This is a genomic window from Cohnella sp. SGD-V74 (assembly GCF_003001675.1).
In the GTDB taxonomy this organism is placed as follows: domain Bacteria; phylum Bacillota; class Bacilli; order Paenibacillales; family Paenibacillaceae; genus Cohnella.
Window position 1 is genome coordinate 195,861 of record NZ_PVYW01000015.1, and the last position, 25,115, is coordinate 220,975.

17 protein-coding genes are annotated in these 25,115 nt (G+C 59.7%); all 17 read right to left on the minus strand.

Annotated elements, in window-relative coordinates; translation table 11 throughout:
* Positions 1-70: 70 nt before the first annotated feature.
* Positions 71-1,294 (minus strand): stage II sporulation protein D, encoded by a 1,224-nt coding sequence (gene spoIID, locus B0G52_RS22325; protein WP_233162927.1) that lies wholly within the window; start codon positions 1,292-1,294, stop codon positions 71-73.
* Between the two features lie 196 nt (positions 1,295-1,490).
* Positions 1,491-2,876, minus strand: a complete 1,386-nt coding sequence (gene murA, locus B0G52_RS22330; RefSeq protein ID WP_094047600.1) for a UDP-N-acetylglucosamine 1-carboxyvinyltransferase — start codon at positions 2,874-2,876, stop codon at positions 1,491-1,493.
* Between the two features lie 230 nt (positions 2,877-3,106).
* Positions 3,107-3,367 carry a DUF1146 domain-containing protein gene (locus tag B0G52_RS22335; protein WP_094047601.1) on the minus strand — a complete coding sequence of 87 codons (261 nt, stop codon included), beginning with the start codon at positions 3,365-3,367 and terminating at the stop codon, positions 3,107-3,109.
* A gap of 58 nt (positions 3,368-3,425) precedes the next feature.
* Positions 3,426-5,549, minus strand: a complete 2,124-nt coding sequence (locus B0G52_RS22340; RefSeq protein WP_094047602.1) for a S8 family serine peptidase — start codon at positions 5,547-5,549, stop codon at positions 3,426-3,428.
* 357 nt (positions 5,550-5,906) lie between these two features.
* Positions 5,907-7,436, minus strand: coding sequence for an NADH-quinone oxidoreductase subunit N (locus B0G52_RS22345; RefSeq protein ID WP_094047603.1), 1,530 nt, complete (start codon positions 7,434-7,436; stop codon positions 5,907-5,909).
* Between the two features lies 1 nt (position 7,437).
* Positions 7,438-9,039: a complex I subunit 4 family protein gene (locus tag B0G52_RS22350; RefSeq protein WP_094047604.1), complete on the minus strand. Its 1,602-nt coding sequence runs from the start codon at positions 9,037-9,039 to the stop codon at positions 7,438-7,440.
* Positions 9,039-10,907: an NADH-quinone oxidoreductase subunit L gene (nuoL, locus tag B0G52_RS22355; protein ID WP_094047605.1), complete on the minus strand. Its 1,869-nt coding sequence runs from the start codon at positions 10,905-10,907 to the stop codon at positions 9,039-9,041. Before nuoL ends, B0G52_RS22350 begins: the two co-directional genes overlap by 1 nt.
* Positions 10,908-10,911: 4 nt before the next feature.
* Positions 10,912-11,214: an NADH-quinone oxidoreductase subunit NuoK gene (nuoK, locus tag B0G52_RS22360; RefSeq protein WP_369827110.1), complete on the minus strand. Its 303-nt coding sequence runs from the start codon at positions 11,212-11,214 to the stop codon at positions 10,912-10,914.
* Positions 11,215-11,216: 2 nt separating this feature from the next.
* Positions 11,217-11,741 carry an NADH-quinone oxidoreductase subunit J gene (locus tag B0G52_RS22365; RefSeq protein ID WP_094047607.1) on the minus strand — a complete coding sequence of 175 codons (525 nt, stop codon included), beginning with the start codon at positions 11,739-11,741 and terminating at the stop codon, positions 11,217-11,219.
* 3 nt (positions 11,742-11,744) lie between these two features.
* Positions 11,745-12,191, minus strand: a complete 447-nt coding sequence (nuoI, locus tag B0G52_RS22370; protein WP_094047608.1) for an NADH-quinone oxidoreductase subunit NuoI — start codon at positions 12,189-12,191, stop codon at positions 11,745-11,747.
* A 13-nt stretch (positions 12,192-12,204) separates the two neighbouring features.
* Positions 12,205-13,212 (minus strand): NADH-quinone oxidoreductase subunit NuoH, encoded by a 1,008-nt coding sequence (nuoH, locus tag B0G52_RS22375; protein WP_094047609.1) that lies wholly within the window; start codon positions 13,210-13,212, stop codon positions 12,205-12,207.
* Positions 13,212-14,312, minus strand: a complete 1,101-nt coding sequence (locus B0G52_RS22380) for an NADH-quinone oxidoreductase subunit D (protein ID WP_094047610.1) — start codon at positions 14,310-14,312, stop codon at positions 13,212-13,214. Before B0G52_RS22380 ends, nuoH begins: the two co-directional genes overlap by 1 nt.
* A 6-nt stretch (positions 14,313-14,318) precedes the next feature.
* Positions 14,319-15,356 (minus strand): NADH-quinone oxidoreductase subunit C, encoded by a 1,038-nt coding sequence (locus tag B0G52_RS22385; protein ID WP_094047611.1) that lies wholly within the window; start codon positions 15,354-15,356, stop codon positions 14,319-14,321.
* A complete protein-coding gene (locus B0G52_RS22390; RefSeq protein WP_116060706.1) occupies positions 15,353-15,871 on the minus strand; it encodes a NuoB/complex I 20 kDa subunit family protein in 519 nt (172 codons plus the stop codon). The genes B0G52_RS22385 and B0G52_RS22390 overlap by 4 nt, the downstream gene beginning before the upstream one ends.
* The gene (locus B0G52_RS22395; protein WP_233162929.1) at positions 15,856-16,227 is read right to left on the minus strand and encodes an NADH-quinone oxidoreductase subunit A; all 372 of its coding nucleotides are present in this window, start codon (positions 16,225-16,227) and stop codon (positions 15,856-15,858) included. The genes B0G52_RS22390 and B0G52_RS22395 overlap by 16 nt, the downstream gene beginning before the upstream one ends.
* Positions 16,228-16,502: 275 nt before the next feature.
* Positions 16,503-16,937, minus strand: a complete 435-nt coding sequence (locus B0G52_RS22400) for a Dps family protein (protein WP_094047614.1) — start codon at positions 16,935-16,937, stop codon at positions 16,503-16,505.
* 166 nt (positions 16,938-17,103) lie between these two features.
* Positions 17,104-24,867, minus strand: a complete 7,764-nt coding sequence (locus B0G52_RS22405; RefSeq protein WP_094047615.1) for an S-layer homology domain-containing protein — start codon at positions 24,865-24,867, stop codon at positions 17,104-17,106.
* Positions 24,868-25,115: the final 248 nt, after the last annotated feature.

Consider the following 25,115-nt stretch of genomic DNA (forward strand, 5'->3'; position numbering starts at 1 on the left):
TTGTTACCAGGTGAAGAGGTTTTATACCTGAATTCGCTGGAAGATTACAATTTTTATAGTTCTACCTTACCTATGGACGTTTATTGGACGGAATCGCAAGCTTAGAAACTTGCTCCAACCGCGCTCCCGTATAATAGTGTGCCAGAATGCGCGGCGCGTCATACCCTTCTCTCGCCATTCCTTCCGCGCCCCACTGGCTCATGCCTACGCCGTGCCCGTACCCGTAGACGGTTATCTTCAGCTTGCCGCGATCGGCTTTCCATTCGAACGAAGCCGAGCGAAGCCCGAGCAGCCGCCTGACCTCCGTCCCGGCAAGACGCCGATCGCCCGCCAGCATCGTCTTCACCCTTCGTCCCTCCGTCCGCTCCAGCACCCGAATGAGATCACCCGAAGCGCCCGCGCCGCTGACCGGCGCCGTTTTTACCCCCAGTAGATCGTACACCTCCGCCAGTTCCATCTCTACCGTTTCCTTGGCTCTATCGGAGATCGCCGAATCCCACGGACTCTCTACCGAACGCAAATACGGACGCTTGGTCGAAAACACTTCCTCGGAATTTTCCGTATAACCGTTGCTCGTGGAGAAAAATAGCGCCTCGATCGGCTCGTCCCCGTATACGAGAATCCGGCCTTCCGTAGCTTCGGCGGCGGCGCGGACCTTCTCCCAACCTTCTCTATCGTCCGCCTTCAACCTTTTCATCTCCGCGACGGACAGATAAACTTGGTGCTCCTGCGTATCCGTCACGTCGGCCCCGTGCGCCGCCTCTCCCGCACGCTCTCCCAGCCACAGCCTGCGCGCCGCATACGTCCTGGCCGCGATCGCCTGCGCCTCCAGCGCCGCCGGACGGAACTCGAGCGGCATCTCCGCCGCCACCACGCCTTGAACGTACGTCTCCAGCGACACCGTCTCTACCTTCCCCGTCTTCGACAAGTATATGGAGATCCGAGGCTGCTCATAGGAGGCTCGCTCTTCACTCTTAGCACCGCCCTCTGCTTCGGACGTCTCTTCGTCCGCGCCGATCCGCCCCTTATTCCCTCCGTCCGCCTTCGCCCGCTCTCCCGCCTCATTGGCCGTATCGCGAATGCCTGCGCGCCCAGATAAGCCCGCGGCCGCCCCGATCCCCTCGTCCCGTACTGCCAGAGGAGCTTGTCCCGCCGCATCGCCGGCGCCTCCATGAAGCGATACCCAGAGGCAGAGCGCGATCATCGCGCCCGCGGCGTACGCCATCCCGATGACCGCCCAAGACACCTTTCCTCTGCGAGCCCAACCTTTTCGGCCGTATGCCTTCCTTCTCACCCGTCCACCCCGCTCGGCCGTATTTCGGCAAGCGGCGTCGGATCGCCGCTACCAACCGATGCTTTCAAAATATGCGAGAGTGTGAGAGGGTAGAACACACGCAAAAGCCCCCGGACCACAAAGGCCCGGGGGCAGTACATTCGATAGCGGCTAAGTATAAGATCCGTTAATCCATAAGCTTCCGTAACGCGGCTGATTAGGCCAGCGTCGGTTGTATGTTGCGGATGACGACTTCCGCCGACGCCGCAGCGCGCTGTTCGAACTGCTTCATCAAGTTGTCCGGCTGCAGAGCCGCCTTTTCCGACTCCTCGAGGACGTCTTCCGGCGATGGCGCGCGATAGACATCCGCTCCCAGACCCGCCAGCTTATTGACGATATTTACGTAACCCCGCTCGATATGGTGGATGCCGCCGACCTCCGTGCTGCCGTCGGCCGCCAATGCGGCGCAGATCAGCGCAGCTCCGGCCCGCAGGTCCGTCGCGCACACGCTTGCTCCGGAGAGCTTCGTGCCGCCCGTAACGATCGCGGTGCGTCCGTCCACTTTAATCTCGGCGCCCATCTTGATCAATTCGTCGACATGCATGAACCGGTTCTCGAATACCGTCTCCGTCACGATGCTCGTTCCGTCCGCGACCAGCAGCAGCGTCATCATCTGCGCCTGCATGTCGGTCGGGAAACCCGGATAAGGCAAAGTTTTCACATCAACGGCGCGAAGCGGCTTCGCCGCGCATACGCGGATGCCGTTCTCGTCGCAGTCAACTTGTACGCCCATTTCTTCCATCTTGGCGATGATCGGACCGAGATGATCGCGAATCGCGCCTTCGACGTAGACGTCTCCGCCCGTAATCGCGGCAGCGATCATGTACGTTCCGGCTTCGACCCGATCGGGGATCACCTGATGCTCGGCCGCATGAAGCCGCTCCACGCCCTCGATGCGAATAACGCCGGTGCCCGCTCCGCGGACTTTGGCTCCCATCGCGTTCAGGAAATTGGCCAGATCGACGATCTCCGGCTCTTTGGCCGCATTTTCAATCACGGTCGTTCCGACCGCCGTCGTTGCCGCCATCATGATGTTCTCCGTGGCGCCGACGCTCGCAATATCCAGATAAATTCTGGCTCCGCGCAATTTGCCGTTCACTTTCGCTTCGATGGAGCCTTGGCCGAAGCCGATCTCCGCTCCCATCGCCTCGAACCCCTTCAGATGCTGGTCGATCGGACGAGTGCCGATGGCGCAGCCTCCGGGCAACGAGATCCGCACCTGGCCCACGCGAGCCAGCAACGGCCCCATGACCAGGAACGAAGCGCGCATTTTGCGGACCAGTTCGTAAGGCGCTTCCCAGGCGGTCAGCGACTCGGCGTCCAGTCGTACGCTATCGTCTTGATGCTGCGCGTAAACCCCCAAAGCCGCGAGCACTTGAAGGATATTCTTAACATCGTCCAGGGCGGGAACGTCATGAATGACGCTTGATCCTTGCTCCGCAAGCAGAGATGCGGCCAGGATCGGAAGGACGGAATTTTTAGCGCCGTGCACGCGGACTGTTCCCGATAGGGTGCGTCCGCCGCGGACGATGATTTTGCTCATGGGTGGTTCCCTCCGCGCGTAATAGATTCATTCCGAAGCACTGGCAAAAGTACCCGACTCCGAAAAACCCAAATTTTATCATACCACTTCGCACAACATTGACACAAGCGGCATTTTTTGGGACGTTCAGCCGCCATTCGACTTCGTTCGAGCCCTGATGGACGAATGCTTGGGTTTGTATATTATTGCCCAATATCGCGAAATATCACGGTCGTCCAGGCAAAAAGAAGCTAACCGCCGCCGAACAGCCATTTAAGCGTGCCGACCCAAGTCCAGTAATCCAGCACGAACCGGGCGACAAGATGCCCCAGTCCGATCGCCGTCAGCAGCTGCAGCACCCGAACCTTCGGGCCCCGCGGATCGCGAGCGATTTTTTCCCATCTGACTTCCTGCAGGACGATCCAAGCGATGACGACGCAACCTAACGTCACGAAGATCGAAAATAGCCCGTTCCATCCCGCCAGCTCGAACAAACCCGAATCATTCCCCATTCCCGACTCCTTCCGCCCTCACCGGAGCTTCCTCGCCCCGATTCGAGCCTTCCCCTTGCTATTCGTTCGCCGTTTCCAGCTTAAGACTGTAATGCTGACCGCGGTTGTACCTGTCCGCAGTCACCTGAACATAATATGTGCCGGGCGGCAGCATTATTTCTCCGCTTATCGTTTTCTGTTCCTTCCCGTTGATCCATTGCTCTAGCGTTTGCAGCTTTTTATCGCGCAATTCAACGTTCATGACCATCGGGGACGGGATGTTCGCGACGCCGAGCTTCACCTTCGTCTTCTTCGTCAGCACGAATCGGTACCAATCCTCGTCTTTGGTCGTCTGGATCAGACCTTGGTAGGTTTTCCCGATCACGAGCGGTGTCGACGTAAGCGCGCTTTCGTTCGGTTCGTATAAATCCTCCTTCTCGGTAATGTATTCCAGAGAGACGGTATATGTCCCGATTACCGCTTCCGGATTCGACGATACCGCGTTGGAGATGCGGAAATAATACTTGCCCGCCTTGGCATTGGAGACCGCCCCGTACTCGATGCCCCCGTCTCCGCGCTCGTCGACGAGAACCATTTTGCCTCCGGCCGGATAGATGCGCAGCTCCGGATCGATTCGCGTCGTGTCCGGCGTCACCGTCAGCTTAAGGCTGCCCGGCTTGGGAAGCGTCACCGCGAACCAATCGACGTCGCCCCGCTTGTGGAACGTTCCCGTCCACTTCTGACTGCGGGCGGGAAGCGTGGCCGCCGATGCGGACGTATCGTTCGGCTCGCTCGCGTCGGGATTCATCGAGAACCCGGATACAAGACGATAGTCCTGGGCTTCCGCCTTCGAATTGTCCGGCAGCTGCGTCAGCAGCCAGTTGCGTCCTTTTTTCACCGGCCATTGCATCAGCACGCCATCCGGCACGGCTTCCGCGGGCTTCGGCCTGACCAGCTTGCCGTCGCCGTCGTACAGCGAGAACTTGCCCCGATCGCCGGAGAGGCTGAACAAGCCGTCGTACTTCGCGTCGAAGACGAACCAGTCCGCATCCGATTTGCCGTCCCATCTGCCTGCGACCTCCTTGCCGAGCGGCAGCTCGCTTGCCTGAGAGCGCATATTGTTCGGCTCCCGCCAATCGGAGGCGTCGCCGGCCAGCAATGCGTTCACCGCCGACAGCAGGCCGTAGCCCGAGTTCGGCGTCCAAGGCTTGAGCACGTTCAGCGGAGTGGCCGTTCTTCGCAGCGTCTCCCGGACGCGCAGCGGCTCCCACTCCGGATAGGCAGCCTTAAGCATCGCGGCCGCCATCGCGACTTGCGGCGCGCCCATCGACGTGCCTTCCATCTCGATTCCCCCGCCGCCGATCGCCATCGTCTGCACCCTCCAGGCGGCTCCGATGTCGTTCTCCGGTCCGGAGGTCGAAGACGAGATGTTCCTCATCCCTTCGATGCCGGCAACGGAAATGACGCTCGGATAGGCTGCCGGATACTGCACGGCGGCCGTATCGCCGAAGATCGCCGCATCGTTGCCGCTTGCGGCGATGAGCAGTACGCCGCGGCTTTCCGCGTAAGCGACCGCTTCGCGCAAACTCTGCGCATCGCGCCTGAGGCCCAGGGACAGCACGACGATGTCGGCGCCTTGGTTGACCGCGTAGCGAATGCCCTGCGTCAGCTTCTCCTCATTGCCCGCGCCGAATTCGTCGAGCGCCTTGATCGGCATGAGCTTGCCCTTCCATCTGCCCCGGCCCGGGGAGAAGTCCCCGGCCTTGGCGGCGGAAACGATCACGCCCGCGACCGCCGTCCCATGGCCGTTGTCGTCCTGCGCGGACTTTCGGCCGTTGACAAGATTAATGCCGGGCAGCAAGTAGGGCTTTAGATCCGGGTGGTTAAAATCGATCCCCGTATCGATAATCGCGATCGTAGACGTCACGTCCCTGTCCAGCCATGCCCAAGCTTCGTCGATGCCGGTCAGCCCGATAAATTCGGGCAGAGGCGGGATAAGCGCCGGCGCGTTCCGGATCATGTCCGTTCCGATCGCTTGCGTATGGACGCTCGTCCACGATTTCGCGCTCTCGATCTCTTGCGTCCGGGGAGACGCGAGCACGGCGGAGACCAGCAAGATGGCGGACACGGCCGCTATCGCGGCGCGTCTGCCCGAGCCGGACTGGCTATTCGTCGCGCCAATCTTCGCATCTGTCCTCTCCATCTCGCATCCCCGCCTTTCGTCTTCCCCATCGCTTACGGACTATTGTATCTGCGCCGCCTGACAAATTTCTGAATAGGCCTCGCGCAGCTTAGATTTTCAGAATTTTTTCAACTTCCGTCTTCTCCTAATTTCGCTTGCGAACCGCTGATTCCCTGCCGCTTGCGGAAAAATAGGGACTAAGGTCGCAATTTGTCGTTCTGCGAACGGAACCGCCAACTACGATAAGCGCGCGGCCCGAGCTTAATCCGCGTGTTCGCAGGGCGGTGGGCAAGATAATTATAAAAACAGGGGCCGTCCCCAAGTCAGTGACGACTTTCGAGACAACCCCTCCGCCAAGCTTCACGCCCGGCTACCTTATTACTGGATCAGAAAATCCAGCCTTATGGAGAACACGCTGTCGATCCAATCGAGAATCGGCACCGGCAGGAATCCGAGCGCCAGCGTCGCGGCCGCGCAGATCCAGATCGTAATCGCCGCAGGCGCCGTCAGCTTCAGTCCCGAATCCGCCGAACCGCTTCTCATGTACATCTGGCGAATGATCGTAAAATACACCGCGTAAGACACGACCGTCGTGACGAGCAGAATCGCCGCCAGCCAGTACGTCTTCGTCTGAATCGTGCCGAACAGGATGAACAGCTTTCCGAAGAAGCCTCCGGTCACCGGCAGGCCCGCCAACGAGCACAGCAGCACGGTCATCGCCGCGGCCGTCCAGGGAGCCCTGTGATACAGCCCCGCGAAGCCGGACACCGTCTCGTTGCCGGAGTCTCGGGTCACGATCATGAGCACCGAGAAAGCTCCGATGTTCATGAATGCGTAAGCGATCAGATAGTACACGAACTCCGAAAACATCGAAGTGTGAAGCCCGTCAAAGCCGAGCGCGAGCGGAATCAACAGAATGCCTGCGTTGGCAACGCCGGACAGCGCGAGCAGCCGTTTGACGTTCCGCTGGCGCAGCGCGCCCGCCGTACCGACGATCATCGCCGCGCCGGCAAGGACGCTCAGTCCGAGGAACACGTCCTGCTGCAGGAACGTTTCGCCCGGTGGAACGAGATACGCGGAGTTGACGAAAATGCGGTACAGCATCGCGAACGCCGCTCCTTTGGCGACGACCGCCAGGAACGCCGTCACCGGAGTCGGAGCTCCTTGGTACACGTCGGGCGACCAGGCATGGAACGGCGCCAGCGCCAGCTTCACCGCGAAACCCGCGATCATCAGGAAGAAGCTGATGTAGAGCAGCGCTTCCGCGTTCTCCATCGCGTAGCCGAAGCCCTCGCGGATCAACTCGATGTTCGTCGATCCCGTTATGCCGTACAGGAAGGACATGCCGTACAGAATAAACGCCGATGCCGTCCCCCCCGTAACGAAATACTTAAACGCCGCTTCGCTGGACAGTCTGTTTTTCTTCCTCACGGCTACCAGAATATAAGAAGTAATGCTGAGAAGCTCCAGTCCGACGAACAGTGTAATCAAGTCTCCGGACGAGGACATGACCATCGCTCCGAGCGTTGCCGGAAGCACGAGCGAGTACATCTCTCCCTTGATCGGGACATCCTCGTCCTTGACCGCCCCGAGCGACGAGAAGACGATAAACGCGGCCGACCCGAGGAACACGAGTTTCAAGAGATTGCCAAAGTCGTCGATGCGATAGCTTCCCGCCAGCAGCTGAACGACGCCGTCATCGGTTCCCGGCAGCTCGTTCATGAGCAGTACGACGAATACGCCCGAGACCAGCAGGCCGACAAACGTCAGCCACCCGATCGCGATCTGGCTCACCCTGCGCGGCAGAACCAAATCCAGCAGCGTCAGGAATACGGCAAACCCGGTCAACACCAGTTCGGGGGTCACGTACCACAAATCGCTCCAAGTTAAAGCGAGCTTAGTTTCCATGTCAACCCCCCACCCTCGTCTGTAATTGTTCCAGCAGTGCGCCGAAGCCGTTCTGCATCAGATCGGTCAGCAAGGAAGGGTATACGCCGAGCAGTACGATCAGAGCGGACAGGGCGACCATCGGCAGAGCCTCGACGAATCGGGCGTCCTTCAATTCCGCATGCTTCTCGTCCAGCTCCCCGTAAGTAATGGCCAGCACGCTTCGCAGCACGTAGATCGCGGCGAACAGAATTCCGAGTACGCCTATCGCCGTCAGCACCTTCATCGATCCGAACAGTCCGAGGAACGAGAGGAACTCGCCGACGAAGCCGGACAATCCCGGAAGCCCCAAGGATGCCAGACCCGCCAGCAGCAAAATGCCGGAGGTGAACGGCATTACCTTGGCCAATCCGCCCAGCTCGCTCAGCTCCGTCGTGCCCGTCCGTTCGTACAGGCTTCCGACGATCAGGAAGAGCAGCGCCGAGATCAAGCCGTGCGACACCGATTGGAAGATCGCGCCTTGCAGGCCGACCTCTCCCAGAGAAGCGATGCCGAGCAGCACGATGCCCATATGACTGATGCTCGAGTAGGCCAGTACCAGCTTGAACTCTCTCTGCACGCAGGCGAGAATCGCCCCGTACACGATGTTGACGACGCCGAGAACGGCCAGCACCGTCGTCCACGAATTCGCTTGCTCCGGGAACAGATACAGCGCGAAGCGAATCAATCCGTACACGCCCATCTTCAGCAAAATGCCGGAGTGAATCATGACGATCGCCGGAGGCGCCTCGGTATGAACCTTCAGCATCCACGTATGGAACGGGAAGATCGGCACCTTGATTCCGAAGGCGACGAGCAGCAGGATGAACGCCGCCCAGCGCATATTGTCCGACAGGAACCACATCGTTTCCATGGCGTTGTTTGCATAGGCGCCTGCGTCCCGCAAATTGCCGAGCAGAACGTCGTAATTGCCGGAGAACGTCCAGTTCGCGTTGTCGGACGATCCGAAGCCAAGCGTCGCGATCAGGATCAGGAACGCGAACAGCATCGCCGCCGAGCCCAATCCGTTGTAGACGAGAAACCGGGTCGCCGCCTTCTCCCGGCCGTAATATCCCCATATACCGATCAGGAAGAACATCGGAATAAGCGTCACTTCGAAGAAAATAAAGAACAAGACCAGATCCCGCGCCAGGAAAACGCCGTAGATTCCCGTCAGCAGCAGGAGAAACAGAAAATAGTACGTTTTCCACCGTTTGCGGATGTGCACCGAAGCGAGCGCGGCCATCGTCGAGACGATGCTCGTCAGCAGCAGCATCGGCATCGAGATGCCGTCCACCGCGAGATGGTATTGGAAGCTCAGCTTCAAGGATTGGATTCCCTCTCCGAACGCTTCGATGTTCAGCGGAATCGCCAACCACTCGGCCTGTTCCGAGAACGCCGCCCCACCCGCCGAAGGGTTGTAGGAAGCGTACAGCCATAAGGTCAGAGCGAGCGGAATGAGCGTGAATACGATCGCGGTTCCGCGAATCCAATGACTTCTGCCGCCAGGCAGCAGGAGCACGACGAGGGCGCCAAGCAGCGGCGCGAACGCAATCAGAGATAGAACCGGCAAGTCTTCCAGCATTACCAGAACCTCCTTCCGGCGATCGCGAGCATCAGAATCACGATGCCGATCACGGCGGTCAGCGCGTAAGCTTGAACTTGCCCGCTCTGCAGCCTCGTATTCAGCCTGCCGACCGCGCCGACCGCATGGCCGGACAGCCGGACAAGGCCGTCGATCACATATTCGTCGAACAGTTCCAGCAGCTTGCCGAGCCCCTGAAGCGGCTTGACGAACGCGGCCTGGTAGAGCTCGTCGATATAATATTTTCTCTCCAGCACTTTAACGAGTCCCGGAACACGCGAGGAGACGGCGTCTCTGCGGATCGTTCCTTTGGCGTACATCAGCCAGCCGATATAGATGCCCAGCAGACCGACGGCCGCCGAGACGATCATGACGAGACCGCTGACATGATGCTCCGCTTCCCCTCCGAGCAGCCATCCTCCAAGCCAACCGTTGAACGGCGTCTCCACGAAGCCCGAGACAACCGCCAGCACCGCCAGCACAATCAACGGGATCGTCATGACGGCCGAAGACTCCTTCGCCGCTTGCCCCTCCCTGGGCTTGCCCGCGAAGACGAGGAAGAACAGCCTTGCCATATACAGGGCGGTGAAGAACGCCGCGACCAGACCGACGACGAACAGAATCGGCTGCTCCTCCAAGGCGACGGTCAGAATCGCGTCCTTGGACCAGAAGCCCGACAGCGGAGGAATGCCCGACAAGGCCAGCGCTCCGATGCCGAACGTCCATGCCGTGATCTTCATCTTGCCGCCGAGGCCGCCCATCTCCCGGATATCCTGCGTATGTACGCTATGAATGACGCTGCCCGCTCCGAGGAACAACAGCGCTTTGAAGAACGCGTGCGTAAACAGGTGGAACATCGCTCCCCCGACGGAGCCGACGCCGAGCGCGAGCATCATGTAGCCGAGCTGGCTGACCGTGGAGAACGCGAGAATCCGTTTGATATCGTTCTGCGCCAGTCCGATCGTCGCGGCGAAAATCGCCGTGAACGCGCCGATGATCGCCACCGTATTCATCGCGACCTGCGAAGCCTCGAAAATATCGAACGTACGGGCCACGAGGAACACGCCGGCCGCGACCATCGTCGCCGCGTGAATCAAAGCGCTGATCGGCGTCGGACCTTCCATCGCGTCCGGCAACCAGACGTGCAGCGGGAATTGACCGGACTTGCCGACCGCTCCAAGGAAGATCAGCAGAGCGATCAACGTCGTGATTCCCGTGGAGATGACGCCTCCTTGCGTATCGAACACGTTATGAATTGCCGTGAAGTCGAGCGCGTTGCCCGGCATGTACCAGAACAGCAGCAGGATAGCGATCAGGAGGCCCAGATCCCCGATCCGGGTCACGATGAAAGCTTTCTTGGCCGCTGCCTTCGCCTCCGGCTTGCGATACCAGAATCCGACGAGCAGGAACGAGCATACGCCCACCAGCTCCCAGAAAATATAGAAGGTTAAGAGATTGTCGGCCAGCACCAAGCCCAGCATCGAGCTCGTAAACAGGGCCACGTACGCATAGAAAGTGGAAATTCTCTCGTCTTTCTTCATATAACCTTGCGAGTACAGATTGACTAGGAACGCCACCAGCGTGACGACGACCAGCATCAGCGTGGACAGGTTCGTCACCTCGAAGCCGGCCATCAGCTTCAGCTTGCCGATCGAGATCCATTCGAACTGCTTGCTGTACTCCGGCGCGTTGCCCGACATTCTCTCCGTGGCGAGACATACGGCCAGCACCAGGGAGACGAACGAAGCGACCGTGGCAATCCAGGCTCCCGCCTTGCCCAGCGACTTGCCCATCCCCGTCAATATAATGAACGCGGCGAACGGAAACAGCGGAATCAGCCAGGCGTATTCGGTAAAGAAGGTGCTCATGAAGTTACCTCCTCAACTCGTCGAATTCGTCCACGTTCACCGTAACGCGGCTGCGATAGAAGACGATCAATATCGCGATGCCGACCGCGGCTTCCGCCGCCGCGACCGAGATGGTGAACAAGGAGAAGATTTGTCCCGTCAGCGACGGGAGCGCTCCGTATTTGGAGAAAGCGATCAGGTTGAGGTTCGCGGCGTTGAGCATCAGCTCGATCGAGAGCAGCACGATGATCGCGTTGCGCTTCGTCAGCACGCCGTACAGCCCGATGCAGAACAAAACCGCCGCCAGCGTCAAGTAAGAGGACAGCATGCTCATTCCGCGTCCTCCTCTCTCTTCGCCAGAGCGATCGCTCCGATGAAGGCGACCGTCAGCAGAACGGAAGTCAGCTCGAACGGAATCGCGTATTGGGTAAACATGAGAATGCCGATTTCCCTCGTATTCTCTTCTGCCAGAGAGACCGTCTGGACCGGGAAAGTCGCGTTGCGGATTCCGAAGAAGAGAATGCCGAACAAGCAGATGCAGCCGACGGCCGACAGCGTCTCAAGCAGCGGCCTCGCCGGCTCGCGCCCTTCTCCGTCGTGCTTCGTCATCATGATGCCGAAGATCATCAGAATCGTGATGGCGCCCACGTACAGAAGCACCTGCACGAAGGCGATAAACTCCGCTTCCAGCACGACGTACAGCCCGGCCAGGGCGATAAACGTGAAAGCGACCGAGAGAGTCGTGTGCACAACCTTCGTGAAATTAATCGCCAGCACCGCGCCGACGATCGCGCACACCGACAGCAGGAAGAACGCGACGAATTCTCCCGTGAATTCAATGTTGAAGTTGAACACCGTTTATTTGGCGCCTCCTTTCGGAGAGCCGATGTTGTTGTTGTCCAGGCGAATGTTCGTGCTGTTGTCGAACAGCCACTCCTTATCCTTGAACAGTTCGTCCCGGCTGTAAGCCGCCAGCTCGAAATTGTTCGTCATGACGATCGCCTCGGTCGGACACACCTCCGTGCACAGATCGCAGAGGATGCAGATTTCGAAATTGACGTCGAACGTATCGATGACTTTGCCCTTTTTCTCCGGATCCGGATTCGGCTTGCCCGACAGCGTGATGCAGTCCGTCGGACAGATGCGCGCGCATTGATTGCACACGATGCATTTCTCCGGGTCGAAATACTGAATCCCGCGAAACCTTTCCGGCATCTGGATCGGGATGTCGGGATACGCGTACGTCACCTTCTTGGTTCCCATCGTTTTTAGGGTCACGCCTAATCCTTTGAGCATGCCTTTCATGGCGACCGCCTCCCTATCCCATCAATTCAATGCCAATTGCCGTCAAGAATATATTGAGAATCGCCAGCGGCAGCAACACCTTCCACGCCATTCCCATCAGTTGGTCAACGCGGAGCCGCGGGAACGTCGCCCGCATCCAGAACAAGAAGAAGACGATAAACGCGAACTTCAGGAAAAACCAGACCAGCCCCGGAATAAAATCAAGCTGCGGGAACGGAGCGTTCCAGCCGCCGAGGAACAAAATCGTCGTCAAGCAGGCGATGGCGTACACGTACACGTATTCCGACAGCATGAAAAATGCGAAACGGAAGCCGCTGTACTCGACGTGATAGCCGGCGACCAGCTCGGACTCCGCCTCCGGCAAGTCGAACGGCGTGCGATTGAGCTCGGACACCGCCGCAACGATGAAGATGCCGAAGCCGAGAATCTGGGGCAGGAAGTTCCACTCCCAGAAGTAGCCGCTTTGCGCCAGTACAATCTCCCTCAGGTTCAGACTGCCGGTCATCATGACGACGCCGACGACCGACATGACGAGCGGCACCTCGTAGCTGATCATCTGCGCCGCGGAACGCATCCCCCCGAGCAGGGAGTACTTATTGTTCGACGCCCAGCCGGCGATGACGATCGCGATCGTCGTAATTCCGGAGAGCGCGATGTAATAGAGAAAGCCGACGTTCAGGTCCGCGAATTGCAAATTCATCGAATAAGGAATGAAAGCGAGCACGAGGAACGAAGGAACGAACGCCATTACCGGAGCCAAAATAAACAGCCCTCTGTCGGCTTTCCGAGGAATCGTATCCTCCTTCAGCAGCAGCTTGGCAACGTCCGCCACCGTCTGCAGCAAGCCGAGCGGCCCCGTGCGGTTCGGACCTTTGCGGTACTGCATCCAGCCGATGACCTTGCGCTCGAAGTAAATCGCATAGGTAACGAACAGGATCACGACGGCCAGCACGCCGATTCCCCCGGCAACGAAGATCGCCGCATTGCCCCAGCTCAGGGGCTCATCCCAGAAGCGTTGCATCAGCAGTCAACCTCCCCCAGCACGATATCGATGCCGCCGAGAATCGTAACGAGGTTTGTCATACTCTCCCCTACGAGCAGCTTAGGCAAAATCTGCAGGTTTACGAAAGAAGGTCTGCGGAACTTGAGCCGGTAAGGCTCGGCTTTTCCCTTGGAGACGATGTGGCAGCCGATCTCTCCGCGCGGCGATTCGATGCGGACGTAGATCTCTCCGGCCGGCGGCCGGATCGCGCGCGGCACCTTCCCCATCGTATCTCCGTCGCCCGGGAATTGCTCCAGCGCCTGTTCCAGAATGCGCAGGCTTTGCTCGAGCTCGGCTATGCGAATTAGATAACGGTCGTAGCAGTCTCCGTTTTTGCCGACCGGCACGTCGAATTGGAAGCGGTCGTACAGGCTGTACGGCTCCGCCTTGCGCAGATCCCACTGCACGCCCGTGCATCGCAGGTTTGCCCCGGACAAGCCGTAGCTGATCGCCGTCTCCGCGTCGTACTTGCCGATCCCTTTGACCCGCGACAAGAAAATTTCGTTGCCGCTGACGAGGTTGTGATATTCGTCCAGCCGGAAATGCATGTCTTTGACGAACGTCTTGACCCGATCGATCCAGCCCTCGGGCGCGTCCCATTTCACGCCGCCGACGCGCATGTAATTGTACGTCAGCCTCGCCCCGCACAATTCATTGAACAGCCCCAGTACGCGTTCCCGGTCGCTGAAAGCGTACAGGAACGGACTAAGGGCTCCGATGTCCAGCAAATAAGTTCCCCACCAGACGAGATGGCTGGCGACGCGCTGCAGTTCCATGACGATCAGACGCAGAAACTCCGCCCTTTCGGGAATTTCCAGCCCCATCATCTTCTCTACCGCGTGGCAGAGAACATAGTTGTTCGTCATCGCGGAGACGTAGTCCATCCGGTCCGTATAAGGGATGATCTGCGTAAAATTCAAATTCTCCGCCAGTTTCTCCGTACCGCGATGCAGATACCCCATCACGGGGGTTGCTTCCGTGATGACTTCCCCGTCCAGCTTGACGATGATCCGGAACACGCCGTGCGTGCTCGGATGCTGCGGACCTACGTTGAGCAGCAGCTCTTCAGTACGAATCACGTGATCTTACACCTCCGGGTCCAGCGGAACGTAGTCTTTGCGAAGCGGATGGCCGACCCAGTCGTCGGGCATCATGATGCGTCTCAGATCCGGATGTCCCGGAAAATCGACGCCCAGCAGATCGTAAATCTCTCTCTCGTTCCAGTTCGCCGTCTCCCAGATCGGAGTAACGGACGCGACGGACGGACTTTCCCGGTCCGTGCGCACCTTGATGCAATAACCTTCTCGAGCGTTCATGTTCCAAGGGTAATAGACGACTTCCATATGAGTCTCGTAATCTACTCCGGACACATTGCGCAAATAAGCGCAAGCCAGTTCCGCATGGTCGCGAAGCAACCTCGCCGCCTGGCCCCACCGCTCATTCTTGATGACCAGCGTCGGCAGGTGATCGTTCGCTTCATTGATATAAGCTTCCTCGACCGCATCCTCCGCCACCAGCTCGCGCAGCATCGCCGCAACGCGGTCGAGCCTGGGCTGGCTCGGCGACGGCGGCTTCGGCGGCGGCGCATCCGCTCCCGCGCCCTCTCCGACCCCAGCCGCTCCCGCCGGAGCGCCTCCTTGCGCCGCCGCTTGGGCCGCGGCCGCCTTCGCCGCTTCGCGCGCCTCCAGCGCGGCTTTGCGCCGGGCTGCCTTCTCCTCGTCCGTCTCCTTGCGGCGGACCGGCGCATCGCCCTCGCTGGCCGATGATCCGCCTGCTGCCGCAGCGGCCGGAGCCTCTGTCGCTCCCTGCGCGCTCTCTCCCGCCGGCTGCGCACTCGCTGACGAGCCGCCTTTCGCCGCCTCAGCCGCCGCCAGTGCCGCTGCTGCCTTCGCCGCTTCGCGCGCCTCCAGCGTAGCTTTACGCCGCGCCGCCTTCTCCTCGTCCGTCTCCTTGCGACGTTCCGGAACTGGCGCATCGCCTTCGCTTGGCGGTTCCGTTACCTCTTCCTTCGTCTGCTCCACCGGCGCTTCCGCCCCGGCTTCAGTCGGCGGTTGAGCGGACGTTTCCGATTCCGGAGGTTTATTTTCAGCGGAACGGTCGTCCCGCTTGTTTTCTTCGCTCATCGGCTAGTCACCTGCTTCCCGGTTTTCGCCTCGTAGCGTATTTTCGCCTGCAGTTTATTGATGCCGTAGATCAGGGCGGCAGGGTTCGGCGGACAGCCGGGTATGTACACATCCACGGGGACGATCTGATCGACGCCCTTCACGACGGAATAAGACTTCACATACGGGCCTCCCGCGGTCGCGCAGGAACCCATCGCAATCACCCATTTCGGCTCAGGCATCTGATCGTACAGACGCTTGAGCAGCGGCGCCATTTTCTTCGTTACCGTTCCCGAGACGATCATGACGTCGGCCTGCCGGGGAGATGTCCGAAACATAACCCCGAAACGGTCCAAATCGTAGTGAGCCCCGCCCGCGGCCATCATTTCGATCGCGCAGCATGCCAAACCGAAGGTGAGCGGCCACAGCGAGTTGCTTCGCGCCCACCCTTTCAGTTGTTCAATGGTGCCAAAGAAAACGTTGCGCTCCACTTCCTTCCGGTCCTCCGGAGATACGTTCGCTAAATCGAGTTCCATTTGAACACCTTCTTTCTCCATGCATACACCAGGCCGACGAGCAGCAAGCCCGCGAAAATCAACATCTCGATCAACGCAAAGAGACCAAGCTGATTGTAAGCTACGGCCCAAGGGTACAGAAATACAGTTTCCACGTCGAAAACAACAAACATAAGCGCGTACAAATAATACCGGACGTTAAAGCGGATCTGGCTGTCTCCCACCGGCTCGTTGCCGCTCTCGTAGGTGGTCATCTTCTCTTCGGTAGGCTTGCGAGGCCTAAGAGTAGAGCCGAGCCACAGAACGAAGATCGGAAAAGCGATACCGAGCACCAGGAAGACGGTAACAATGACGTATGAGTTGATATAATTCTCCACTGCAACGCCTCCGCAAACAGGTAAATTTACCCCATAATTATAACAAATGCTCCCATTCAAGTCCATGAAAAAAGCGTTTTCATTGGAAGCTGTCCGAATTTGTCGAACTCCCGCCCGTTTCTCGACACCGCCGCATGTCCCGGATCATGGACGGATCGCCGCGGGATATCAGGGCTGTCTATTACATGTATATGCTTCTTCCTCCTCCCTAGTCCAGAGCGCGCAAGAACCGCCGAGCCTGTATCCTCAGCGGTTCTCTCTAACGCTCGCCTTGTTTATGCCAGCGTCGACTTCAGCATCCAGACCTGTTTTTGAAGCTCCTCTACCTGACCGATCAGCATATCCGAAGTCGCCGTATCTTCGGCTTCCTCGGCCGTAGCCGCAGCTTCTTTCAACCCCTGGATCAGCTCTTTCAGATCCTCGATCGTCGCCGTTAACATATCGTTCTCGCTCTTCGCTTTATCCGCTTCCTTGATCGTGGCATGCGCCAGAAACTCCTTCATCGTAGACAATGGGCTTCCCTCGATTGAGAGAATCCGCTCCGCAAGATCGTCCAGCTTCAGCGCCGCCATATCGTACAGTTCCTCGAACTTCGCGTGCAGCACGGGGAAATGCGGCCCTTTCACATACCAATGATAATGGTGAAGCTTAATGTACAGCACAGCCCAATTCGACAGCTGAACGTTCAACGAATCCGTCAACGCGCTCATCTCAGCCCCTCCTTCGTTAAACTTTTCCTTCCTCCCTCTAATGTACCCCTCCTCGCCAAAAAGAATCAGTGATAACCGTCACTTCCCGCTCTTACGGCCAGGTCTCCTCTTCTCCGCAGAAAAACGGTTGGCCGGGATCAAGCTCCCGCCAACCGTTGACTTCATTCTATTCTTCAATCCATCCCATGCCCTGGATTGCCCTGAACAGCAATACCGCCCCTTCCGCTCGCGTAGCGTTCGCTTTCGGGAGGAATTGCCCGCCGCGACTGCCCTGCATAAGCCCCTTCTCTCGCGCAACCTCCACGTAGCCTGCCGCCCAAGGGGCGACTTGCTTGCCGTCGGCGAATGCCGCCGTGCCCCCGGTATTCGCCAGCTGCTCAGCCCGCGCTTCCGCCTCTTCCTGCCAGCCAAGCGCCCGGATGAACAGCGCTGCAAGCTCCTCCCTGCTGATCGGATCGTTGGGGCGGAAGCGGTCTCCGCTGCCCTCGATCCAGCCGGCAGCAGCCGCAGTAACGAGATACGGATAGAACCAGTCCTCGGACCGAACGTCGGAGAACGAACGGCTTCCTTGCGGTGACGTCGCCTTCCCACGCATCGTTTCCACCAGCAGCTTCGTCGCTTCTGCACGGGTAAGCCGCGCAGACGGAGCGAATACATCCCGGCTTCTGCCGCTTACGATCGTTCGGCCTGCCAGCACTTCGACCATCTCCTGCGCCCAATGCCCGTTTAAGTCCTTGAAGCGCGTGCCCGCCGACAGCAGGGCATAAATGCCCGGCTCGCCGATCTCTGCTGTCACGATGCCGGCTCGCCGGTTCAGCGTTCCGCCGACATACGACCAACTGCCATCGCGATCATTGCGCCGGAACACGCCGACTTTGCGGAGATCGAATTCGCTGCCGGCAGCGGTTCTATAGCGCATCGACAGCTTCACCGGCTGCGAGAAGCGATTCGAGCCGTCGACCGCGATCCGGAATAGATCACTGTAGCTGCCGAGCGGCGCAGGAAGCACCGTCTCCGGCCCTGCCCCCAGCTTGCGAATCGCGATCTTAGAGCCGGCCGGAAGCGTGCCCGGCGCGATCCGCAGCAGAATATCGTCTTCGAACCAGCTCCAGATCAGCTCGCCCGCTCCCACATCCAGCACTTCCTCATCGCTCGGCGGGTTTGACACGTTCCCAGCACCGGTCCCGCTCCCGCCTCCGCCGCCGGTCTGGTTAACCGAGGCTTGCGTGCTGCCTTCCAGTACAATGCCGGCTGACTCGTTCCAATACGTATCCGCTGTCGAAATGCGAATCTCGTAGACGGTATTGGGCGCCAGACCGGCGATATCCATTCGCTGGACGCCCGGGGCCGCAGAAACCTGCGCACCGAATTCGGAGTCGCCCTTCTTGCGCCATGCCAGCATGACGCTCCGAAGATCGGCATCGGACGGGTCGGTCCACCTCACGCCGAGCGACTGCGCGCCGGTCCTCGCCGCAACTGCGTTCGTCACATCCCCGGCAGGCGTCGCGTCCATCACAAGCGGTTCCTCGGACGGCGTCTGCGCCTTCGCGGTCAGGCCCGCCGATTCCTTCTCGTTCACCCCGACTGTAACCAGCTTGATCTCGTAAGATGTATCGGCGTTCAGCCCGGTCAGCGCATACGATCTCTGGCCCGGCGGAAGCTCGGCTTCATTCGTATACGCGTCGTTGGACTTGCCTGCCTCCCGCCAATAGAGCTTCATGGCCTTCACAAGCGGCGACTGCTCGGCCCGCCAGGTCAGCGTGACCGACCGTGATCCCGGGAGCGCCTGCAAGTCCGCTCCCGCTTCCTTCGGAGCCGCGTCGCCCGGCAATACGGTCAAGTCCCGCTTCTCGGCTGCCAGCATCGGCACCTCCGCGTAGCTTAGCGCTTCGGGCAGCACCGTGAACCGATAGGCCGATCCGGCCGCAAGCGTCCCGCTTGGTATGAAGCGATAATGCTTCGCCACCTCTACGCCTTCCGCCGTCCGCTCCGGCCGGATCGCCTCAACCGCTCCTTCGACCGGCTCGCCGCGCTCCGACTCCATCAGCACGGAGACCGTCGTCACGGAACTCGTGCGCATCGGCTTGCTGAAGGAGAGGTATACGCCCCTCGCCTCGTCCGCGACGACCTCCTGGACCGTCGGCGGCTGGTAAGACACCATCGGAATATTGACGTCAAAGTGAGGCGGGAGCACGATAAGCTCATCGCTGTACGCCGTCTGGTAGCCTTCCTTCTCATAGCGCACCTGCCATTTGCCTTCCGGAACGTCCCAACCGTATCGACCTTCCGTATCCGTCATCAGCGGGTTCCGCTGCAGATACCATTCCGCATCCCAGAACCGCCACTCTCCGCTCTGCGGATCTTGCCGGTACAACGACGCCTGAACGCCTTCCAAGCGGTTGCTCGGCACGGCTTCGTAGACATACCCGCTAGGGTCGTAGATCCAGGTCGGGTCGGCCACCATGTTCTCTTCCTCGAACCTCTCCGCTTCCTCCACTTCCTCCGGCGTCTTGCACCGATCGATGGCTCCGGCAGCAGCCATCCGATCCCGCCATTCCTGGTCCTTCTTGAAATCCTCTTTTAACGCGTCCAACCGTTCCTTCCATTGATTCTTCACCGTATTGCCGAGCCCCAGCAGCCCTTCCCCGATTCCGAAGCCCAGCATGGGCGGAATGTTCAGATGCGTGGCGATGAGCGCGTATCCGGTAATCGTGTTCTTCGCCAGCAGTCCGTCGGTCGCCGATTCATACAGCAGATTCGTCATGTTGATATAGTGGTTTTTGGTCGGACCGTGGCATTCGTTCTGAATGACATAATCCTGGAACGAGATCAACTCGTCGGCATAATCGCTGAAATCCATCGCATCGGTCACATAGCTGCGCAGGTTGTTCGCAATATCCATGACCTTCGCGTTGAGACTGTCCGGGAAGGCGGTCGTAAGCCCAATAATGAGTTGATCGACATCGTCCTTGTTATGCCCGGTCAGAAGAGCGGCGAACGCCGCCTTCTCCGTCGGCGTCAGCAAGCTCTCCGACAATGTGGCCCGCGTCGTGAGCGCAACGCCCCTGGCCGTCTGCGCAAAGCCGTTCGACACGTCCCGGTACGGCTTCCCCCCGGCAGGACCGGTCGCGCGTCTTGCCGTGACCCGCATATAGCCCGTGTACTTGTCGCTATTGCCCATCGTCACCTTGACCAGAGGCGAATTATAGGCGCCGCTGCTCAGATCCATGAGCGGATTGGCTCCCAGATGCTTCGCCGCCTCCGCCTCGTCCGCCAGCTCATACTGAGCAAGCCGCCATGCGTCCGGGAGGCCGGATACGGCCTTGCCCAAGTCGGCCGGGTCCGGCCTCGGTACGGGCGACAGCTCCTCAGTCGCCGTATCGTAGGTGACGTAGATGCCGCCAAGCTTATTCGCCTTCATTGTCGTCGTGGCCCTGAATACATCTTCTGCTGCGATATAAGTGGCGCGCAGTTCGCCGTCCTCGAACTGAATCCGAACGTTGGAGACGCGCTCGCTGTTGTTGAATTTCACCCGGAAGGTGAGGGGGAGACCCATATCGGCCACGAACGGGAATCGGGCCACTCCTTCCGCAGGGTCGAAGCTGACATTGCTGTAGATGGATGTCATATTCACTTCGGTAATGACCGCATGATCCTTATCGTACGAGACGGATACCGGATTCGATCGGATCAATACGTCGTCGCTCTTCATAACGGCCGTCATGCGATAGACCGCCTCGTCTCCCCACACCTTGGCGCTCGGCGACTGCGGCAGCCGGACCTTGGCGAACCACAGCCCTCCTGCCGTTGCGATGGCTTCTCCCGCAAGCTCGTCATTCGCATATATCGATACGCGGACTCCGGCTGGCGCTCGGCCGCTGACCGGCACCTGGTCGTGAACGACCTGTCCCGGCGCCGTCAAGGTCAACTGCACGGGGTACACATAGGTCGTGCCGATCCATTCTTCCCGCCGCTCGCCGTTATCCGCACGCTCATAGGCAATTCGCAGCGAGGCCTCGAATCGTTCCGTCGCGCTTGCTTCCAGCTTCAAGCGGTAGTTGAGCGACCCGAAGGCGCCCGGCATCAAGTCCCCGACCGGCAGCTCGTAGACGTTCGTCTCCGTCCGCTGCGCGCCAACCGGCGAGCCGTTCAGGACGACGCTGTCCTCGAGCATCTCCGTGCCCGCCGGCACTTCGATTCGCAGCTTCACGTTCTTCAACGCTTGCCGATCTTCGGAGAGCCTGTAGCTGCCCCGCAAGCTGACGCTGTCGCCCGCGATCGCTTCCCGGCGCGCCGTCAGCCCGTTGCCAGGCACGCCGTAGAACCAGTCCGTCGTGTCCCGCAGCACAATCGGCGGCAGTTCCACCAGTTGGCCCTCTGCCACATCGACGTCGACGTATTGGACGACAGCCGTCGGATAGTAGGGCGGCACGTTGCGGTTCGGGAAGGTCTTCTGAATGCGCAGACGAATCTTTCCTGTCTCATGCAGGGACACGGACAAGCGCCCTCCCGTGGTGACAGGTATCGTGTGCAGGTTGCGGAACTTGCCGCCCTCCTCGAGCTCGACGCCAATCCGCACGTCGTCGCCCGGAAGATACCCGGCGATCGTGCCGGTAATCCTCGCCTTCTCCATCATATCCAAGTGCACATTGGCCTGGAGATAGTCATCCAGCACCGCTTCACTGCAGGCAGTTGAATAATCGGTATGCCCCCCGCCGATACAAACCTTCATGACATCACCGGCCACGCCGCGCGTATGATACGTGTTGCGGGTAATCATCCCCGGGTAGACGGAAGCGGCCGGATTGCTGCCGGTAATCTTCAAGCCGTATTCGGACGCCGTCCGCCTCTCCCATAGGTCGATCTTGCGCCAGTCGCCGTCCACCGGCTTCACCCGCGCGTTAATCTCGATCCGGGCGCCGCCAAGAGCGGTGACGGTGACGTTGCGCGTCGCATTCGTTCCCGGCGTCAGCGTTATGTTGCCCAGCAATCCGACGACTTGCAGGAGAGGCGGCTTCGTACGCGCGGCCTCGAACCGGTACAGACCTTGCGGCGCAGATAACGAATACCGCCCGTTCGCATCCGTCTCGGCCTCCGCATCGACGGTTCCCCGCAGCGTATGAATAAGCTTGACCGTTACTCCTGGAGCCGCCGTTCCGTCTTCATACGCAACGGTCCCCTCCACGCTGCCGTCCGCGACCCGCTCCAGCGCCAGCGTCAGCGTATTCCGGCCGGCGCCGAGCGTCAGCTCCTTCGCGGCCGGGGCAATATAAGGCTCGGGGACTACAGCTGTCACGGTCCATGTTTCGCCCGCCCGGAGTTCTCCCGGAAGGCGGAAGCTTCCCGATGCGTCTGCTCGCGCCGACAATTCCGTTCCCGAAGAGCCTTTCCGAAATCGAACTTCCGCTCCCGCGGCCACAGGCCGGCCCTTATCATCCTCCAGCAGCACCTCCAGCCTGGCCGATGGGACTGGAGATACCGTAATCTCCCTGCGTTGTCCGTCGACAACCGCAATAGACTGCATATCCAGCAGTTGAACCCCGTTCGGATCGCGAACCGTCAGACGATAATCGTCCGAGCCGGCCAGCGCCAGCCGATACAGCGTATCGCTGCCGATGACGGCGCTGGCCCCTCCCTTGCCCGAAGCGCTTACAGCCGCGATAACCGATCCCCCCAGATGAGACAAGTAGCTCGTATCGAGCAAGACGCGCAGCTCGCCGGCGACGCGCAGCGGCAGCCTTCCCGCATCCGCCTCTCGCGCGACGCTCGGGTTGGCTGCAGATTCCGCTCTGACGCCGGTAATCTGAAACGCGCCGTCCGGCATCTGCCAGGTACCGCTGTAAATGCCCGATGCGTCCATCCGCTCCGTCAACGGCAATTCGCCCGTTCGCATTCCGCCCGCTGTCTCATAGGCAACCAAGGCGCGGAGCGCTTGACCCGGACCGCCGATCGCCGTAATCTGGAGGCTGCCCTCTAGCGGAATCTGCCGGCCGACGGGCGACGGTACCGAGAGGATGACGCGATCGATCTTGTCCTCCGGCTGCTGCTCCGAGCAGACATCCGTCAGACAGGCGAGATAGATTTCCTGCTGACTGCCCAGCAGGAACACGGCTCGGTTCCCGTCCGCGCTTAACCCGGGCTGCCTCGTCATTTTGCCCCGATCGCCCAGATATGCATAGGCTCCCGTCTGCCATTCGAACCGGATCGCCCCCCAGGCCGAATCGAACGGTCCGGTCGAAGGATCGGCTGCAGGATTCCTGTTAATGTAGCTCATTGCCACGTATCGTCCGTCTTCGCTGAACACCGGACTGCTCATGTCGATCGTCGATGACAGCGGAGGCCCGTTATACAGGCTGCGAGTGAGCCTCTCCTGACGATCATGGACATAGATGCGATACGGGCCATTCTGGAGTGCTCCCAGGAAGGCTACATAGCGCCCGTCCTGTGAGACGCTGAATTGGCTCACGTCGTAAGGCGCGTTCGATTCGTTCCGAATGTCCGCCCTGTCCGTCCGATCGGCGGCGATGCTGTACACGAATAATTCCCTCATCCGTCCGGGCGACGCATCGGAGACTGCCGTGAACATGACGTAGCTGCCGCCTCCGCTGACGACCGGGTCCCTGTATTCCCCGATCGATTCCGCCCCTTCCGCAACAGGCGTAAGGCGCGTTATCGTCTTGGTACCGGTATGATAGAGGAAAATATCGGTCAGCCCGTCCCTATCGCCCGGCGTAATCCCATCTGCATCTGAAGAGAAAGCAAGCCAGATTCCGTCGCCGCTCATCGATACACGATCGATTCGGCCGTTCTCCGTATTCGTTACAGGAACCGTGAGCCCGGATTGCCGATCATGCAGCATAATGTTCCGGCTGATATCGACGTAAGCTGCATAACGTCCGTTCGCGCTGACGTCAGCCATCCCCCGCACATTGTCCCGGTAGTAATCCGTATTCCCGATCCGGGCGATTGCCCCTGTACCAACCTCGTAAGCGTATAGGCCGACATCCCCTGCCTCCGGAGCTCCGGCGCCCGGCAAATCCGGAAGATCGGACACGAATAGCACCGTTGAACCGTTCTTGCTCATAACCGGCATGGTCACCATATGACCTTGCGAATTATTTTCAGGTACGCCGGCAATTTTCACAGCATTCTTATGGAACGTCGATGCGATCACCCGATAAGGATTCGAGATGTTGCCCGCATGGTCGATCGCCTCAATTCCATAATGAAACAGCGCCGTCTCCGGCAGATTCGGGTCGATGAACATCAGATCCGCCGTCTCCCCGACCGGCTGGCCGTCCCGAATAATCCGATATCGATTCACTGACGGATCGGGCACGATGCTCCCTTCGGGATCCATCGTCATGGCAGGCTCCCATTGCAAAACGACTTGATCCGGGGAGCCCAGGATCGCGAACGCATTGAACGGCGGATTCGGCGCTGTCCTATCGAAGAAGACTCGCTGCGCGAGCGAATCGACGCTGCGCTCCTCGTCCTTCACGGCGTATGCCGCGATCTCGTAGCTTCCTTCTCCCGTGAATGCGATCATGATGCGGAACGTCGCGATTCCCGGCTCCCCGGAGGGCTCCGACGCCTCCCCGGAGAACAGCATCGGAGCCTCTTCCCCGAAGATCACCGCAACCGTAACCTCGGCGCCTTCCGCCGCTCGTCCTGTAACGGCATAATCTGGCGTGTTGACATAAGGGGAGATCGCATCCAGTTCAGGAGGCGCCAGTGCGGCTTCTCCTGCGTCTCCATCAGCCGTAATCTGCTGCGTGATCGTCACCTGCTGCCCTTCGTTCGTCGTGTTCTCCTCCGCCGCCCATGCGTAGCCGCTCTCGAACGCCCCATACTTTGCGGCTGGAACGAATCCTGCCAATAGACTGATCACCATCAGCATCGCGACCGTCTTGAATACGAATTGTCTCATGCCCGCGCTTCCCTCCACCTAACCGAATCGCCTGCCAAGCAGTACCTTCATCGTACGCTGTGACGATTCCCGCACACTAGAGACACGTTCCCGGATAATCGGGAAGTTGGTCGGGGAATTCGCTCGCAGCGCAGCCAGCTTGCAGAGCCAACCGCTGGCGGAGCGGCAGGAGAATGCCCTGGCGAACGCGAATAACTTTCCCAGCGCCTTTTCCCGGACAATCGGGAATATCCCCTCTATTCGTTGCG